The organism is Phytobacter sp. V69 (assembly GCF_965644215.1).
Lineage (GTDB): Bacteria > Pseudomonadota > Gammaproteobacteria > Enterobacterales > Enterobacteriaceae > Phytobacter.
In genome coordinates this window covers 1-16,167 of the sequence record NZ_CBFFRL010000112.1, presented here as the reverse complement: position 1 = coordinate 16,167, position 16,167 = coordinate 1, and the positions used below count along the sequence as shown (strand labels likewise).

Here is a 16,167-nt window from a genome sequence, read left to right as displayed (position 1 = left end):
ATCGGTAGTTAACCCTTCCTCCTACACTCTCCACAATCATGTCCGAGCGTTGCACTTATTATCTGAATTCGCGGCCTCCTCAATATGCATAACCTGCAAGAGCAGAGGAAAAATCGCCACCGAGCAGGTGAGCGACAAAATACGCATCACTTCCTGCAACCCAATGAGCAAAAAACGTATTTTCGTTTTTTTAAGAAAGGCATATGCCGAGAGACACAGCGAAAGTATCAACCCTAAATGGAGAAAAAAGAGGGATTGCAGAAAAATACTGTCGGCGCCACGGACTTCCATTAACGCCAGTTGGGTATAAAAAAGCTGGATATCGGACCAGATCGCCACGTGTCCCATTTTTAGGGAATAGAAAAGATAGCTGCCGATGGCCAGAAGATCCATCACTCCCCAGAATGTGAATATTTTATCTTTGTAACTCATACCATTACCGCTTCCCTGTTATGCATTGTGCTTTCTGGCAGTATAAAGGGAATGGTGTAATAAAGAGATAAAGAAAACAGGGTAAGCTGTATTCCTGACGTGAGAATGAATAATAAACCAGGCCACTCCGATGATTTTCTTATTCAGTAGCCTGTCTTTAATTATCGTTTCTTCTGTAGAAACTTTGTTAAAGAAAAAACAATGTTGTTACTATCGCAAAAGAGAAATTATCCGCTTTATTTATAAATTAATATGCTAAATAATCTGTCATGATTTATTACGCAGTAGAGGAATTAAGATGCGTTTCAGTACGATGTCCGACAGTGAAATTATTTCTGAACTGTGCCGCAGAATTAAAGAAACGCGTATGCAGCTTGGATTGTCGCAGATTGAACTGGCCGAGCGCGCGCAGGTCGGCGCTGCAACCATCAAACGCGTTGAATTAGGCGAGTCCGTTACCCTCAGTACGCTAATCGGTATTTTGCGTGGTCTGGATCGTCTGCATCAGCTGGAGTCGGTTTTATTCGATTCGCACATTCGCACCTTTAACGCGCAAATCAATGCCACCACCCCTTCCCGCATCCGTATTCGGAAAAAAGCGCATCAGCCAAAAGAGAAATTCGCCGCCACAGCACAACCCAGTGAGGCGAGCGCTACCATTAACGAATGGTACACCTCATCGGCTTCTCACAGCGTAGTGTGGTCTTTTCCCGACGCCGAGAAAAAAGGTTAGCCCGGATGGCGCTGGCGCTTATCCGGGCTATCGATCGTAGCCCCGGTTAGCGCAGCACCACCGGGGAGAGAAAGGACTCAGGATTCACACACCGCGACTTTAATCGCCAGACCGCCTCGTGCGGTTTCACGGTATTTGGCGTTCATGTCTTTGCCCGTCTCAAACATCGTTTCGATGACTTTATCCAGTGAGACTTTCGGGTCGCTGGTGCGGTACATCGCCATGCTGGCCGAGTTTATCGCCTTCACTGCCGCAATCGCATTACGCTCAATACACGGCACCTGCACCTGTCCGGCTACCGGATCGCAGGTCAGCCCGAGGTTATGCTCCATGCCAATTTCTGCGGCAATACACACCTTCTCCGGACTGCCACCCAGCAGCTCTGCCAGCCCGGCAGAGGCCATTGAGCAGGCAACACCCACTTCGCCCTGACAGCCGACTTCCGCCCCAGAAATGGAGGCATTCATTTTGTACAGAATGCCAATTGCGCCCGCCGTCAGGTAGTAGCGCATATAGATTTCCGGCGTCACCGCTTTGATAAAGCGATCGTAATAGGCCAGTACCGCCGGGATAATGCCGCAGGCACCGTTGGTCGGCGCGGTCACCACTCGCCCACCCGCCGCGTTCTCTTCCCCGACCGCCATGGCGAACATATTGACCCAATCCATCGCACTCAGCGGCGTAATCGACTGGCTCTGCGGCGCCAGCACGCGGTGCAGCGCAGAGGCACGGCGTGGCACTTTTAGCGGCCCAGGCAAAATGCCTTCCGTGCTCATTCCGCGATTAATGGCGTTTCTCATGGTCTCCCAGATTTTCGCCATATTGTGCTCAACGCTCTCCCTGCCGTGGCGGGCGATCTCGTTTTTCATCATCACCGCAGAAATCGACAGGCAGTTATCCTGGCAGTGCGCCAGCAGGTTGCGGGCTGAATAGAACGGAAACGGAATATCGACATCCGCGTCCTGATTCTTGCCAAAGTTTTCCTCCGTGACGATAAAGCCGCCACCGATGGAATAATACGTCTGGAAATGGACGATTTTGCCGTCGCAAAACGCCGTAATGCTCATGCCGTTTTCATGCAGCGGCAGAAACTCATTGTGAAAGCGCATGCATTCCGCCACCGGGAACTGAATTTCCCGCTGACCTTCTTCAATAAACAGACGATGCATGGTGTTTACATCGCGAATAATGCCGGGAATGGCGTCGATATCGACGGTATCCGGTAAATAGCCGGACAGCCCCAGAATAATCGCGATATCGGTATGGTGGCCTTTGCCCGTTAATGACAGGGAACCGTACACATCCACCACCAGACGCGTCACTTTATGCAGCAGACCTTTTTCCTGCAGGGTATCAACAAAATGTTTTCCTGCTTTCATCGGCCCGACAGTGTGTGAGCTGGACGGCCCAATGCTGATTTTGAAAATATCGAAAACGCTAATCATGTGGCACCCATGCGGTTGCAAAGCAAAACGGATGCGCCGCCTTTGACAGGCGGCGCTGAGAACTTAGCTGAACAGAGAGAAGAAGATGGCGGAGATGGCAATCAGACCCATCAGAACCACAAACGCGTTGCTGATGTGACCGCTGTACTTGCGCATGGCCGGCACTTTGTTAATGGCATACATCGGCATCAGGAACAGAATCATCGCGATAACCGGGCCGCCCAGGGTTTCAATCATGCCCAGGATGCTTGGGTTCAGGGTCGCAACAATCCAGGTGGTCACCAGCATAAACAGCGCAGTGATTTTGTTAAGTTTGTTGATCTCGATGGATTTGCCTTTGCCGCGTAGAGACTTAATCACCATGCCGTTGAAACCTTCACGCGCACCGAGGTAGTGGCCGAGGAAGGATTTGGTAATCGCGATCATGGCGATGATCGGTGCCATCCAGGCAATCACCGGCGCGTTAAAGTGATTCGCCAGGTAGGAGAGGATGGAGATGTTCTGTGCCTTCGCTTCCGCCAGATTTTCCGGGGAGAGGCTCAGCACGCAGCTGAACACGAAGAACATCACGGTCAGCACCATCATGATGTGAGCAAAGCACAGAATACGGGAACATTTGCGCTCAGCGTCCTGACCGTATTCTTCACGTTTCGCGACGGCAAAAGAGGAGATGATCGGCGAGTGGTTGAAGGAGAAGACCATCACCGGAATAGCCAGCCACAGGGTCATCCACAAGCCATGACCGGTCGGTGCTGCACTGCTCAGTGAGAGGGTATCCAGTACCGCGCCATTCCATTGCGGGATCAAATACAGCGCCAGCATCATCAGCGCCACCACGAACGGGAACACCAGCACGCTCATGGCCTTCACAATCATTTTTTCGCCAAAACGGACAATGCCCATCATGCCGATAATCAGAATCAGCGATAAAATGGCGCGCGGCGGAGAAACCAGGCCGAGCTGGTGAGTAATAAAGCTGTCGACCGTGTTGGTAATGGCAACGCTATAGACCAGCAGAATGGGATAAATAGCGAAGAAGTAGAGCAGCGTAATGAGCTTACCGGCACCAACGCCGAAATGCTCTTCAACCACTTCGGTAATATCTTCACCGGGATTTTTGCCCGACAAAACAAAACGGGTTAAGCCACGGTGAGCAAAAAACGTCATCGGGAATGCGAGAATTGCCATGATGATCAACGGAATTAAACCACCAACCCCGGCGTTAATCGGCAGGAAAAGTACCCCTGCACCAATCGCAGTACCGTACAGGCCCAGCATCCAGACGGTATCACTTTTTCTCCAGCCGCTGCTTTCGCGAGCGACGAGGGTATTTTGAACGGTTTCCATAATATGGCCTCAGTAATATAGAGTAGAGCCAAAATTATTTGGCCCTGATTCAGGTAATAAAAGCGCTGTGTTTATTTGGCTATTTTATTAAATGCAACTACGCTGAGTTACTAACAGCGATCACATTAACTGATTTATTGAGGAAATTTTAAAGCATCAAAAATAGCACCGGGGACTTAATATATTTTTAAGGTATCATTTTTAATACGTTATTATTTTACCGTGCAATCTCAACTGCCTATATAGTTATATATTTTAGGACCAGAGATAACAAACTATATTTGTCATACGATTAATAAAAAATAATCAAAAAATATTTCTGGCGAGTTAAATATACCCAAGTAACTTCAATATGCAGGATGGTAGTGCTTAAACAACCTATCCCTACGATTGACTTGGGTTCACTGGCTCCTGCAACTCGAAGTATTCTGGGTATATGTCAGCAGTAAGCGTATGACGAGCATAAAAAAACCGGCCTGCTGACAGGCCGGTAGCGAGATGACAGACTGCGGTTAGTCCGCGTCGTAGCCCAGATTCGGTGCCAGCCAGCGTTCCACCTCTTGTACCGCCATCCCTTTACGCAATGCGTAGTCTTCCACCTGGTCGCGCTGAATCTGCGCCACGGCGAAATACTTGCTGTCAGGGTGGCTAAAGTACCAGCCGGAGACCGAGGCACCCGGCCACATGGCGAAGGATTCCGTCAGTTTCATCCCGGTATGGGTTTCCACGTCCAGCAACTCCCAGATGGTGCCTTTCTCGGTGTGTTCCGGGCAGGCCGGATACCCCGGTGCCGGGCGGATCCCCTGATAGTTTTCGCGGATCAGATCTTCGTTACTGAGATTCTCGTTCGGCGCGTAGCCCCAATAGACCTTACGCACGCGCTCATGCAGATACTCCGCAAAAGCTTCTGCCAGTCGGTCCGCCACCGCTTTCACCATGATTTTGTTGTAATCATCGTGCTGCGCGTCGTACGCCTCTGCCAACGCGTCCTCTTCAAGGCCACCGGTCACGGCAAATGCGCCAATGTAGTCTTCTTTGCCGCTGAGCTTCGGCGCGACAAAATCCGCCAGACAGTAGTTGGCGAAACCGACTTTTTCAGTTTGCTGACGCAGATGGCGGCTCACCGCGAGCACCTGAGTACGGCTTTCATCGCGGTAGATTTCGACATCATCGCCCACGCGGTTCGCCGGGAACAGACCCACCACGCCGCGCGGGTTCAGGGTCTTCTCACGGCTTAACATATCCAGCATATCGTTGGCGTCCTGGAACAAACGTTTAGCCTCTTCGCCCACGATGTCATCTTCCAGAATACGCGGATACTTTCCGGCCAGCGACCAGGTCATAAAGAACGGCGTCCAGTCGATATAGTTACGCAGGGTTGCGATACTCGCTTCCACTTCCTGCACACCCAGACGATGGGCCACCGGCGGGGTATAACTTTCCCAGTCGAACGCCAGATCGTTTTCGCGAGCCGCTTCCAGAGTCACTGGCGGCGTGCGCGGCTTCTTGCGGGCATGCTGAATACGCACGGTGTCGTACTCTTTACGCGTGCGGGCGACAAAGTCATCGCGCTGGGTATCGGAGAGCAGCGATGCCACTACACCCACGGTGCGGGAGGCATTTTGCACATACACCGTCGGGCCGCTGTAGTTCTGTTCGATTTTTACCGCCGTGTGCGCCTTCGAGGTGGTCGCGCCACCAATCAGCAACGGGATGGTAAAGCCCTGACGCTCCATTTCTTTCGCCACGTTGACCATTTCATCCAGCGACGGGGTGATCAGGCCAGACAGGCCAATCAGGTCCGCATTCACTTCACGGGCAGTCTTGAGGATTTTGTCCGTCGGCACCATCACGCCGAGGTCGACGATTTCGTAGTTATTACACTGCAGTACCACGCCGACGATATTTTTGCCGATGTCGTGGACGTCGCCCTTCACGGTCGCAATCACCATCTTGCCGTTACTGGAGCCTTTCTCTTTGCTGGCTTCGATGTACGGCTCGAGGTAGGCCACTGCCTGTTTCATCACGCGTGCGGATTTCACTACCTGCGGCAGGAACATTTTGCCCTCGCCGAACAGGTCACCGACCACGTTCATGCCGTCCATCAGCGGCCCTTCAATCACTTCAATCGGGCGGGCAGCCTGCTGGCGGGCTTCTTCGGTATCGAGCTCGATAAATTCGGTGATGCCTTTAACCAGCGAGTATTCGAGACGTTTTTTCACGTCCCAGCTGCGCCATTCCGCCTGTTGGGCGTTAGCGGTGTCGTCGGTTTTGCTGCCGCGATATTTTTCCGCCAAATCGAGCAGACGCTCGGTGCCGTCATCGCGGCGGTTGAGGATCACATCTTCCACCGCGTCACGCAGTTCAGCAGGCAGGTCGTCGTAAATCGCCAACTGACCGGCGTTCACAATCCCCATGTCCATGCCGTTGCGGATGGCGTAATAGAGGAATACCGCGTGGATGGCTTCACGTACCGGGTCATTACCGCGGAACGAGAACGAGACGTTTGAGACACCGCCGGAGATCAGCGCATGGGGCAGCTCGCGTTTGATGTCTTCACAGGCGCTGATAAAGTCCTGCGCGTAGTTGTTGTGCTCTTCAATACCGGTGGCGACCGCGAAGATGTTCGGGTCAAAAATGATGTCTTCCGGCGGGAAGCCCACCTCTTTGGTCAGAATGTTGTACGCCCGGCGGCAAATTTCGATTTTGCGCTCGCGGGTATCCGCCTGCCCGACTTCATCAAAGGCCATCACCACCACGGCCGCGCCATAGCGACGAACCAGCTTCGCGTGATGGATAAAGGCCTCTACTCCTTCTTTCATCGAGATGGAGTTAACGATGCCTTTACCCTGAATACATTTCAGCCCTTTTTCGATGACGTCCCATTTCGAGGAGTCGATCATAATCGGCACGCGGGCGATGTCTGGTTCACCGGCAATCAGGTTGAGGAAACGCACCATCGCCGCTTCGGCGTCGAGCATCCCCTCATCCATATTGATATCGATAATCTGCGCGCCACTTTCCACCTGCTGGCGCGCCACGTCCAGCGCTTCGTTGTACTTCTCTTCTTTGATCAGGCGTTTAAATTTCGCCGAACCGGTCACGTTGGTACGTTCGCCGACGTTCACAAACAGGCTGTCGTCGCCGATATTCAGCGGCTCCAGGCCCGCCAGACGGCAGGCGACCGGGATTTCCGGCAACTGGCGCGGTGCCAGACCAGCAACCGCATCGCTCATCGCTTTAATGTGTTCCGGCGTGGTGCCGCAGCAGCCGCCAACCACATTCAGGAAGCCGGACTCCGCCCACTCGCGGATTTGCGCCGCCATAGTGTCAGCGTCGAGATCGTATTCGCCAAAGGCGTTTGGCAGACCGGCGTTCGGGTGCGCGGTGACGTAGCATTCGGCAATGCGCGAGAGCTCCTGCACATACTGGCGCAGCTCATCCGGCCCCAGTGCGCAGTTCAGGCCGAAGGTGAGCGCATCGGCATGGCGCAATGAGTTATAGAACGCTTCCGTGGTTTGCCCGGAAAGCGTACGCCCGGAGGCATCGGTAATGGTGCCGGAAATCATGATCGGCAGATCGACGCCCAGCGCCTCCATTTCTGCTTTCACCGCGAAAATGGCGGCTTTGGCGTTCAGGGTATCGAACACCGTTTCGATCAGGATCAGGTCGCTGCCACCTTCCACCAGCGCTTTGGTCGATTCGCGGTAGGCTTCTACCAGCCCATCAAAGGTGATATTACGAAACGCGGGGTCGTTAACGTCGGGCGAAATAGAAGCCGTTCGGTTGGTTGGGCCAAGGACACCGGCGACATAGCGCGGTTTGTCCGGCGTGCGCGCCGTCCATTCGTCAGCACAGGCGCGGGCCAGTTTAGCGGCCGCAAAGTTGATTTCCGCCGACAGGGATTCCATCTGGTAATCCGCCATCGCAATGGTCGTGGAGTTAAAGGTGTTGGTCTCAATGATATCCGCGCCCGCTTCAAAGTAGGCGGAATGGATAGTGGCAATCACCTCGGGCTTTGTAATCACCAGCAGGTCATTGTTACCCTTGAGGTCGCAGGGCCAGTCGGCGAATCGCTCACCGCGGAAATCCTGCTCACTGAGACGCTGATTCTGGATCATGGTGCCCATGCCCCCATCCAGAACCAAAATTCGTTCTTTTAACTGCTGCTGCAGTTGCTCAACTTTGCTGCTCACACGTGCTCCCGACAACGCTCAACCAGGCCAAAAGGCCAGCAGGACATACTGGCATAAACAGAAGGGTCGGAAAAGTCACACGGGGGTAACATGAGAGATGTTCATTTGAACTCATCCGATCAGTCCTTGTCAGAGTTGCATTATAATTAAATAAAACGAAAATTATTTCCACGATACAGAAAAGGAGTCAGCCATGGTTGCCACTGTTCCCGCTAAACGCGGCAGAAAACCCGCCGCCCCAGCCGCTCAGGCTACCGGGCAAGTCCAGTCTCTGACGCGTGGCCTCAAACTGCTTGAGTCGATTGCCGAGTCCCATGGTAGCGTCGCGCTCACCGAACTGGCGCAACAGGCCGGTCTGCCCAACTCCACGACCCACCGTCTGCTCACCACCATGCAGCAACTTGGCTTTGTGCGTCAGGTCGGCGAATTAGGCCACTGGTCCGTTGGTGCCCACGCGTTTATCGTAGGCAGCAGCTTTTTGCAAAGCCGCAACCTGATGGCGATTGTCCATCCGATCCTGCGCAAGCTGATGGAAGATTCCGGTGAGACGGTCAATCTGGCGGTGCTCGACCAGAGCGACCATCAGGCCATTATTATAGACCAGGTACAGTGTACCCAACTGATGCGCATGTCTGCGCCGATTGGCGGGAAATTGCCGATGCACGCTTCTGGCGCGGGTAAAGCGTTCCTCGCGTATCTGAACGATGACCAGGTCTCCGGCCTGCTGCACCGCAAAGGGCTGCACGCCTATACCCATGCCACGCTGGTATCGCCGGTGCATCTGAAAGAAGACCTCGCCCAGACCCGTAAGCGCGGTTACTCCTTTGACGATGAAGAACATGCCCTTGGCCTGCGCTGCGTCGCCGCCTGTATTTACGATGAGCACGGCGTGCCGTTTGCCGCGATCTCTATCTCCGGGCCCATTTCCCGCATCACCGATGACCGGGTTACTGAGCTGGGCGCGATGGCGATTAAAGGGGCAAAAGAGGTGACGGTTGCCTGGGGCGGGATGCGATCATAAAAATACCCCATCGCTGATGGGGTATTGTCGGTAGGCCTGATAAGCAACGCGCCATCAGGCAGTTCGACGCACATTGCCGGATGGCGGCACAAGTGCCTTATCCGGCCTGCTTTCCTCACCATAGCGAATACTAAACCGCTGCCTTCTGCGGTAGGCGTAAACATCTTCCACATGGCCGTTTTTAATGCGCGTCTGCAATTCTCGCCAGTAATCGGCGCGCAGCAGGTCGGCATGCATCTCTTCAAACAGCGGGCCAATCTCCGGGTCGGCGCAGAGCCAGTGGCGGAACTCCTCCGGGAAAACGTCCCCCGGCGACACGCTGTACCAGGGCTCGGCACTCAGCTCATCTTCCGGATAACGCGGTGGCGGGATATCACGGAAATTCACCTCCGTCATATAGCAAATCTCGTCGTAGTCGTAGAACACCACGCGCCCGTGTCGGGTGACGCCGAAGTTCTTAAACAGCATATCGCCGGGGAAAATGTTCGCCGCAGCAAGCTGGCGAATGGCATTACCGTACTCTTCCACCGCATCGCGCAACTGCGAACCCCGTACCCGCTCAAACCAGATATTGAGCGGCACCATGCGCCGTTCGATATAAAGATGGCTGATGGAGATACGATCCCCAAGGTCGGTGATTTTCTGCGGGGCTTGCTGGAGCAACAGCGCCATTAACGCCGGGTCGATCTGGCGTTTTTCCAGAACGAAGTGTTCAAACTCCTGTGTGTCTGCCATGCGCCCGACGCGATCGTGTTCCTTCACCAGCTGATAACAGGCGCGGACATGCGCTGCACTCATCTCTTTTTGCGGCGGGAATGTATCTTTGATGATTTTAAACACCCGGTCGAAGCCCGGCAGCGTGAAGACCAGCATCACCATGCCGCGAATGCCCGGTGCTTCAATAAACTGTTCGTCCGAGGCGTGAATGTAATTCAGGTATTCGCGATAGCTTTCGGTTTTACCGTGCTTCTGGCAGCCGATGGCCATATACAGCTCGGCGGTGGTTTTGCCCGGAAGAATCTCACGTAGCCACTCAACGCTAGCCGCTGGCAGCGGGGCATAGACCATAAAATAGGAACGGGCGAAGCCGAAGACGATACTGGCCTCCGAGTGCGAGGTCAGGCAGGTGTCCACAAATAGCTCGCCTTCGTCTGTACGGTGAATCGGCAGCAGAAAGGGAAGCGTGCCTGCGGGGGTGATCAGCTTACCCACCAACCACGCCGCTTTATTGCGATAAAACAGCTCGTTCGCCACCTGTAAATGGGACTGGCGCAGCGTGTCTGCGCCAAATGTCCCGGTCAGGTGGGTAATAATATAACCGACATCCCGCGCTTTATCCTGCCAGGGCAGACGCAGCGGCAGATCGGTTAAGACCTTGGTTAACAGCGATTCCCAGCCGCGTTCAGGCCAAAAATCTTTCGCCAGCGGGCGCGGAATAGTGCGAAAGCGGCGTTCCGGCTGGGAGCTGAAAATAAACAGGCGCTCGGGGCTAAGCGAGCGGTGATCGCACAAGCGGCAGTAGACGGAGTTAAAAAAGCTTTCGGCAATTTCGAAGCGCGGGTAGTCCGGCAAAAGATGGGTGTAGTGCTCTTTCACCCGAAGCAGAAATTCAGCATCCGGCCGCTGGCTATCGGTAATGCAGCGTAATTGCTCTACAACCAGCCCAACGTGGTGATCGTAAAGATGGATGCGCTGTTTCATCGCCTGCTGAACGGCATGCCAGTCAGCCAGTTCAAAACGCTGCTGCGCGCCGGCAGTGACTTCCAGAAAGCGACCGTACTGAGCGTCGAAGCCTTGCAGGATGGTTTGTGCGATGAGTAATTCCAGGCCACGTGACATACATTCCCCTCACCCCGGCCCTCTCCCCAAAGGGGCGAGGGAGAAGGGCAAAAATCAAAATCAGCATCGGACAGTCCCCTCTTCCCTATGGGGAGAGAGGGTTAGGGTGAGGGGAAAATCCTCAGAACTGCGACTCTTCCGTCGACCCCGTCAGGGCGGTAACTGACGATGCGCCGCCCTGAATAATGGTGGTCACCTTATCGAAGTAGCCCGTGCCCACCTCCTGCTGGTGAGAAACGAAGGTGTAGCCCTCTTTGGCAGAGGCGAATTCTGGCTGCTGCACTTTTTCCACGTAGTGCCTCATCCCCTCGCCCTGCGCATAGGCGTGCGCCAGATCGAACATGTTGAACCACATGCTGTGAATACCCGCCAGGGTGATGAACTGGTACTTATAGCCCATGTCCGACAGCTGCTGTTGGAAGCTGGCAATGGTTTTGTCGTCCAGATTTTTCTGCCAGTTGAACGACGGCGAGCAGTTATAGGCCAGCAGCTTGCCCGGGAATTTCGCATGGATAGCATCGGCAAAGCGTTTCGCCAGCGCCAGGTCCGGCGTGGAGGTTTCGCACCACACCAGGTCGGCATACGGGGCATACGCCAGGCCACGGCTGATCGCCTGCTCAATACCCGCGTGAGTGCGATAGAATCCTTCACTGGTGCGCTCACCGGTAATGAACTCGCTGTCATACGGGTCGCAATCGGAGGTGATCAGGTCGGCAGCATCCGCATCTGTACGGGCAATCACCAGCGTCGGTACGCCCATTACATCCGCCGCCAGGCGCGCGGCCACCAGTTTCTGGATAGCTTCCTGAGTCGGCACCAGCACTTTACCGCCCATATGGCCGCATTTTTTCACCGAGGCCAGTTGATCTTCGAAGTGGACCGCCGCTGCACCGGCTTCGATCATCGATTTCATCAACTCAAAGGCGTTCAGGACTCCGCCAAACCCCGCTTCGGCATCTGCCACGATCGGCAGGAAATAATCGGTGTAACGCGGATCGTTTGGTTCAATGCCTGATGACCATTGGATCTGATCCGCACGACGGAAGGTGTTGTTGATCCGATCCACCACGGCCGGGACGGAGTTGGCCGGGTAGAGGGATTGATCCGGATACATGCTGGAGGCCAGGTTGGCATCCGCCGCCACCTGCCAGCCGGACAGATAAATCGCTTCGATGCCCGCTTTCGCCTGCTGCAGTGCCTGCCCACCGGTCAGCGCACCGAGGCTGTTGATATAGCCTTTTCTCGCGTCACCGTGCAGCAAGCGCCACATTTTGGCGGCCCCCATCTGCGCCAGCGTGCATTCCGGGTTGACCGAACCGCGTAATTTCACCACCTCTTCCGCACTGTAAGGGCGAGTGATGCCTTCCCAGCGCGGTTTCGTCCATTCTTTTTGTAATTCTTCGATTTGTTGGGTACGCGTTTTCATGTGCAGATGCTCCGTATTGTCTTCCTGGCTTCCCAGGCGTTATTGGTGAAGGCAGTTTGGTCACGGGAAGCCGCGCAAAAACCGGAGCGTACTTGTCGTACGTGAGGATTTTGAGCACTTCCCGGAAACAAAATGTCGAACAAAATAGCCTGGGTATTAAGCCAGCAGGCGGTAGCCTGGCAGGGTTAAGAAATCGATCAGCTCATCTGAGGTGGTGATCTGTTCCATCAGGCGCGCGGCATCGTCAAAACGCCCGCTGCTAAAGCGGTGCTCGCCCAGCTCTTCCTGAATCACCAGCATCTCTTCGGCCAGCATTTGGCGGAACAGGGCCTTCGTAACCGGCTTGCCGTTGCTGAGTGTTTTCTCGTGATGGATCCACTGCCAGATTGACGTGCGCGAGATTTCAGCCGTCGCCGCATCTTCCATCAGACCGTAAATCGGTACGCAGCCGTTGCCGGAGATCCACGCTTCGATGTACTGCACGGCGACACGGATATTGGCGCGCATCCCCTCTTCTGTACGCTCGCCGTCGCAGGCCGCCAGCAGTTGATCTGCCGTAGTAGGGGCGTCTTTCTCGCGAGTCACCGTCAGCTGGTTTTTGTTATCACCCAACACTTCGTTGAAGACAGCCATTGCGGTATCCGCCAGGCCCGGATGCGCGATCCACGTACCGTCATGGCCGTTGTTGGCTTCCAGCGCCTTGTCCGCTTTCACCTTATTGAGCACCTGATTGTTCCGTTCGGTGTCTTTACTGGGGATAAATGCCGCCATACCGCCCATCGCGAACGCGCCGCGACGATGGCAGGTTTTTATCAGCAGGCGCGAATAGGCGCTCAGGAACGGTTTATCCATCGTCACCACCTGGCGATCCGGAAGCACGCGGTCCGGGTGGTTTTTCAATGTTTTGATATAGCTAAAGATGTAGTCCCAGCGGCCGCAGTTCAAACCCACAATGTGGTCACGCAGCGCATGCAGGATTTCGTCCATCTGGAAAACAGCAGGCAGCGTCTCAATCAGCAACGTAGCCTTGATGGTGCCACGCGGCAGGCCAAAGCGGTCTTCGGCATAACAGAAGACTTCACTCCACCAGGCCGCTTCCTGCCACGCCTGTGTCTTCGGCAGGTAGAAGTAAGGGCCGCTGCCTTTTGCCAGCAACGCCTTATGGTTGTGGAAGAAATAGAGCGCAAAGTCGAAGAGGCTGCCGGGAATAGCTTCGCCGCGCCAGGTGACGTGTTTTTCTGGCAGATGCAGGCCACGGACACGACAAATCAGTACCGCCGGATTGGGTTTGAGCTGGTAGATTTTGCCGGCTTCATTGGTATAGCTGATGGTGCCATTTACCGCATCGCGCAGGTTAATTTGCCCATCGATCACTTTGTCCCAGTCCGGTGAAAGGGAGTCTTCGAAATCGGCCATAAAGACTTTCACATTGGCGTTGAGCGCATTGATCACCATCTTGCGTTCAACCGGCCCGGTGATCTCAACACGGCGATCAAGTAAATCGTCCGGAATGCCGCGAATCGTCCAGTTGCTTTCAAGAATGGAATTGGCTTCCGAAATAAAATCAGGCAGCTTGCCGTTGTCGATATCCTGCTGCTGTTGCATACGCGCGGCCAGCAGCTTATTGCGCTGCGGCGTAAAGCGCGTGACCAGCTCAGTAAGGAATTCGACCGCTTCCGGGGTCAGAATTTGCTTTTCCATATCGCCATAAGGCTTGTTAAAAGCCAACTCATCTGTCGTTGTTGCCTGTTGTGTCATTGCGCTGCTCCTCATCGTTGATCCGAGTACACTCCCCAACGCGAACGAAAGATCGTTGTGTGGTTTTCGTTCAGCACAATTAAGACTACTCATTTATTTTTCAAAATCAAAAACAATTTCCATTTTAATTTAAAATGTAAGTTAACTTATTGATAACAAAGTATTTAAAATTTCATTACGTGATGAAGGGCATTTCAGGCATGAAAAAAGCACCCGAAGGTGCCTGAAATGGGGTGCTGAAACGCTTTAGGATCCGGCGAAAATGTCAGTCCAGCGTTGGATTCATATGGCGCAGATCGAACGGCGTGATCTGGTAGACGTAGTAGTTCAGCCAGTTGGTAAACAGCAGATTGCCATGGCTACGCCATGTCGCGTGCGGCTTGTTCTGCGGATCGTTTTTCGGGAAATAGTTATACGGAACCTCAGGCGACAGACCGGCATCAACGTCACGGAAATATTCGCCTGCCAGCGTGTCGGCATCGTACTCCGGATGGCCGGTGACAAAGGCGATGCGCTTGTCTTTACTGGCAAACAGATAGGCGTCGCCCTGATCGCTCTCTGCCAGGATTTCCAGGTCGGTATAGTCGCGAATCAGCGCTGCCGGGAAATCGGCATAGCGGGAGTGCGGCGCAAGAAAAGTATCATCAAAACCACGCGTCAGCAGGGCGTGAGGATGCAAAATGTGGTGTTCGTAGACGCCGGATAACTTTTCATTACGGGTTTGCTTCGGAATTCCGTAAAGGATATTCAGTGCGGCTTGTACCGCCCAACAGACAAAAAGCGTGGAAGTGACATGATCTTTCGCCCACTCCAGCACCTGCTTGATCTGTGGCCAGTAGGCAACGTCGTTAAACTCGACCAGGCCCAGCGGCGCACCGGTGACGATCAGACCATCGAAGTTCTCTTCGCTAATTTCGTCAAAGTTACAGTAGAAGTTGTTGAGATGCTCAGCCGGTGTATTGCGTGACTCACGGGCGTCAATGCGCAGCAGCTTGATATCTACCTGTAGCGGCGAGTTAGAGAGTAACCGCAGGAACTGGTTCTCCGTCTCGATCTTCTTTGGCATCAGGTTGAGGATAAGCACCTTGAGCGGACGAATTTCCTGACCTGTAGCACGCGACGCCGTCATAACAAAGACGTTCTCATCACGCAAGAAATTGACGGCTGGTAGCTCGTCCTGCACCCGAATCGGCATAACTTATATCCTCACTGCATACGTTTAAACGTTTAGACATCCAGATAGCCGAAGATACCCAGGAATGATGCAAATGTCGAGTCTGCATGTAGAAGGTGAGAAAGTTTCACGTCGCGGTAAGTGCCGCAACGCAGATGTCATGCGGATTAGCTGATGATCCTGGGTCCTTTGGACGATTTCTTCTCTTGCGTAGTCGCCCCTTTCGGAGCGTGAAGAATCGCCAGTACTTCCTCATCGCTCAACAGCGTTTCGCTGTCGATCACCTTCGGGTAATGGCATTTGCCATGCGAGGCGCCAAATGTCATTTCAAGTATCGCTCGTTCTTCTACCGCCGACAAACCGCATTCATTCATCTCCAGCGCATGCGAGATGATGTCTAAACGCCCAACTTGTGGGATGAAGTGCCAAAACGATCGCGGTGCAACCTGCTGGATAAGATGCGACAGGAAGCCTTCTGCCTCGAAAAAATCAGCGATGATAATACGTTGATTGCTGAATATGTGGTTGCCGGAAACCTGTTGGTGGGTATCGAGATTGCGTACAACCATACGGTTTTGATAAAGCTGAACATAAAGAACAGTCATAGCCAGATCCTTTAGCGATTCATTCAAAAAAGTCAGATTTAACAATAGCAAAAAAGCCCCATGCTTTCGTATGAGGCTTTTCTGTTTCAGATTGCTCGTAGTGGATCTTTTAACGCAGAAACGCAAAAAGCCCATCCGTCAGGATGGCCTTCTTCCCTTGTTTGATGCCTGGCAGTTTATGACGGGCGTCC

The 16,167-nt window shown here is 53.8% G+C and carries 11 protein-coding genes; 2 read left to right on the top strand and 9 right to left on the bottom strand.

All coding sequences use genetic code 11. The annotated features are described in order from the left end of the window. Window positions 1-36 precede the first annotated feature (36 nt). Window positions 37-432 (bottom strand): hypothetical protein, encoded by a 396-nt coding sequence (locus ACSZPU_RS15860; RefSeq protein ID WP_499000612.1) that lies wholly within the window; start codon window positions 430-432, stop codon window positions 37-39. Window positions 433-730: 298 nt separating this feature from the next. Between ACSZPU_RS15860 and ACSZPU_RS15855 the strand changes: the two genes are divergently transcribed. Beyond that, complete coding sequence (locus ACSZPU_RS15855; RefSeq protein ID WP_499000609.1) at window positions 731-1,165, top strand: helix-turn-helix domain-containing protein; 435 nt, start codon at window positions 731-733, stop codon at window positions 1,163-1,165. Window positions 1,166-1,242: 77 nt separating this feature from the next. On the opposite strand, the gene ACSZPU_RS15850 is transcribed toward ACSZPU_RS15855, so the two are convergent. From ACSZPU_RS15850 to metH, 3 genes are all read right to left on the bottom strand, one after another. Then, window positions 1,243-2,610: an L-serine ammonia-lyase gene (locus ACSZPU_RS15850; RefSeq protein WP_499000607.1), complete on the bottom strand. Its 1,368-nt coding sequence runs from the start codon at window positions 2,608-2,610 to the stop codon at window positions 1,243-1,245. Between the two features lie 63 nt (window positions 2,611-2,673). After that, complete coding sequence (locus tag ACSZPU_RS15845) at window positions 2,674-3,957, bottom strand: HAAAP family serine/threonine permease (RefSeq protein WP_499000604.1); 1,284 nt, start codon at window positions 3,955-3,957, stop codon at window positions 2,674-2,676. Window positions 3,958-4,469: 512 nt separating this feature from the next. Continuing rightward, window positions 4,470-8,153 carry a methionine synthase gene (gene metH / locus ACSZPU_RS15840; RefSeq protein WP_499000602.1) on the bottom strand — a complete coding sequence of 1,228 codons (3,684 nt, stop codon included), beginning with the start codon at window positions 8,151-8,153 and terminating at the stop codon, window positions 4,470-4,472. A gap of 193 nt (window positions 8,154-8,346) precedes the next feature. Between metH and iclR the strand changes: the two genes are divergently transcribed. Continuing rightward, window positions 8,347-9,174 carry a glyoxylate bypass operon transcriptional repressor IclR gene (iclR, locus tag ACSZPU_RS15835; protein ID WP_499000600.1) on the top strand — a complete coding sequence of 276 codons (828 nt, stop codon included), beginning with the start codon at window positions 8,347-8,349 and terminating at the stop codon, window positions 9,172-9,174. A gap of 54 nt (window positions 9,175-9,228) precedes the next feature. On the opposite strand, the gene aceK is transcribed toward iclR, so the two are convergent. The 5 genes from aceK to ACSZPU_RS15810 all read right to left on the bottom strand — a co-directional run bounded on the left by aceK (window position 9,229) and on the right by ACSZPU_RS15810 (window position 15,976). Continuing rightward, on the bottom strand, window positions 9,229-11,013 hold the full coding sequence (gene aceK, locus ACSZPU_RS15830) for a bifunctional isocitrate dehydrogenase kinase/phosphatase (protein WP_499000597.1): 1,785 nt from the start codon (window positions 11,011-11,013) through the stop codon (window positions 9,229-9,231). Between the two features lie 121 nt (window positions 11,014-11,134). Then, window positions 11,135-12,439, bottom strand: a complete 1,305-nt coding sequence (aceA, locus tag ACSZPU_RS15825) for an isocitrate lyase (RefSeq protein ID WP_499000594.1) — start codon at window positions 12,437-12,439, stop codon at window positions 11,135-11,137. Window positions 12,440-12,595: 156 nt separating this feature from the next. Beyond that, complete coding sequence (aceB, locus tag ACSZPU_RS15820; RefSeq protein ID WP_499000592.1) at window positions 12,596-14,197, bottom strand: malate synthase A; 1,602 nt, start codon at window positions 14,195-14,197, stop codon at window positions 12,596-12,598. Window positions 14,198-14,462: 265 nt separating this feature from the next. Then, entirely contained in the window at window positions 14,463-15,392 is a 930-nt protein-coding gene (metA, locus tag ACSZPU_RS15815; RefSeq protein WP_499000590.1) for a homoserine O-succinyltransferase MetA, read from the bottom strand. 146 nt (window positions 15,393-15,538) lie between these two features. Next, window positions 15,539-15,976 carry a YjaA family stress response protein gene (locus ACSZPU_RS15810; protein ID WP_499000587.1) on the bottom strand — a complete coding sequence of 146 codons (438 nt, stop codon included), beginning with the start codon at window positions 15,974-15,976 and terminating at the stop codon, window positions 15,539-15,541. Window positions 15,977-16,167 lie beyond the last annotated feature (191 nt).

Excerpts from the sequence above, each read along its gene's own strand:
- ACSZPU_RS15860 (WP_499000612.1), bottom strand. The coding sequence starts at position 432 with ATGAGTTACAAAGATAAAATATTCACATTCTGGGGAGTGATGGATCTT.
- ACSZPU_RS15855 (WP_499000609.1), top strand. The coding sequence starts at position 731 with ATGCGTTTCAGTACGATGTCCGACAGTGAAATTATTTCTGAACTGTGC.
- ACSZPU_RS15850 (WP_499000607.1), bottom strand. The coding sequence starts at position 2,610 with ATGATTAGCGTTTTCGATATTTTCAAAATCAGCATTGGGCCGTCCAGC.
- ACSZPU_RS15845 (WP_499000604.1), bottom strand. The coding sequence starts at position 3,957 with ATGGAAACCGTTCAAAATACCCTCGTCGCTCGCGAAAGCAGCGGCTGG.
- iclR (WP_499000600.1), top strand. The coding sequence starts at position 8,347 with ATGGTTGCCACTGTTCCCGCTAAACGCGGCAGAAAACCCGCCGCCCCA.
- aceK (WP_499000597.1), bottom strand. The coding sequence starts at position 11,013 with ATGTCACGTGGCCTGGAATTACTCATCGCACAAACCATCCTGCAAGGC.
- aceA (WP_499000594.1), bottom strand. The coding sequence starts at position 12,439 with ATGAAAACGCGTACCCAACAAATCGAAGAATTACAAAAAGAATGGACG.
- aceB (WP_499000592.1), bottom strand. The coding sequence starts at position 14,197 with ATGACACAACAGGCAACAACGACAGATGAGTTGGCTTTTAACAAGCCT.
- metA (WP_499000590.1), bottom strand. The coding sequence starts at position 15,392 with ATGCCGATTCGGGTGCAGGACGAGCTACCAGCCGTCAATTTCTTGCGT.
- ACSZPU_RS15810 (WP_499000587.1), bottom strand. The coding sequence starts at position 15,976 with ATGACTGTTCTTTATGTTCAGCTTTATCAAAACCGTATGGTTGTACGC.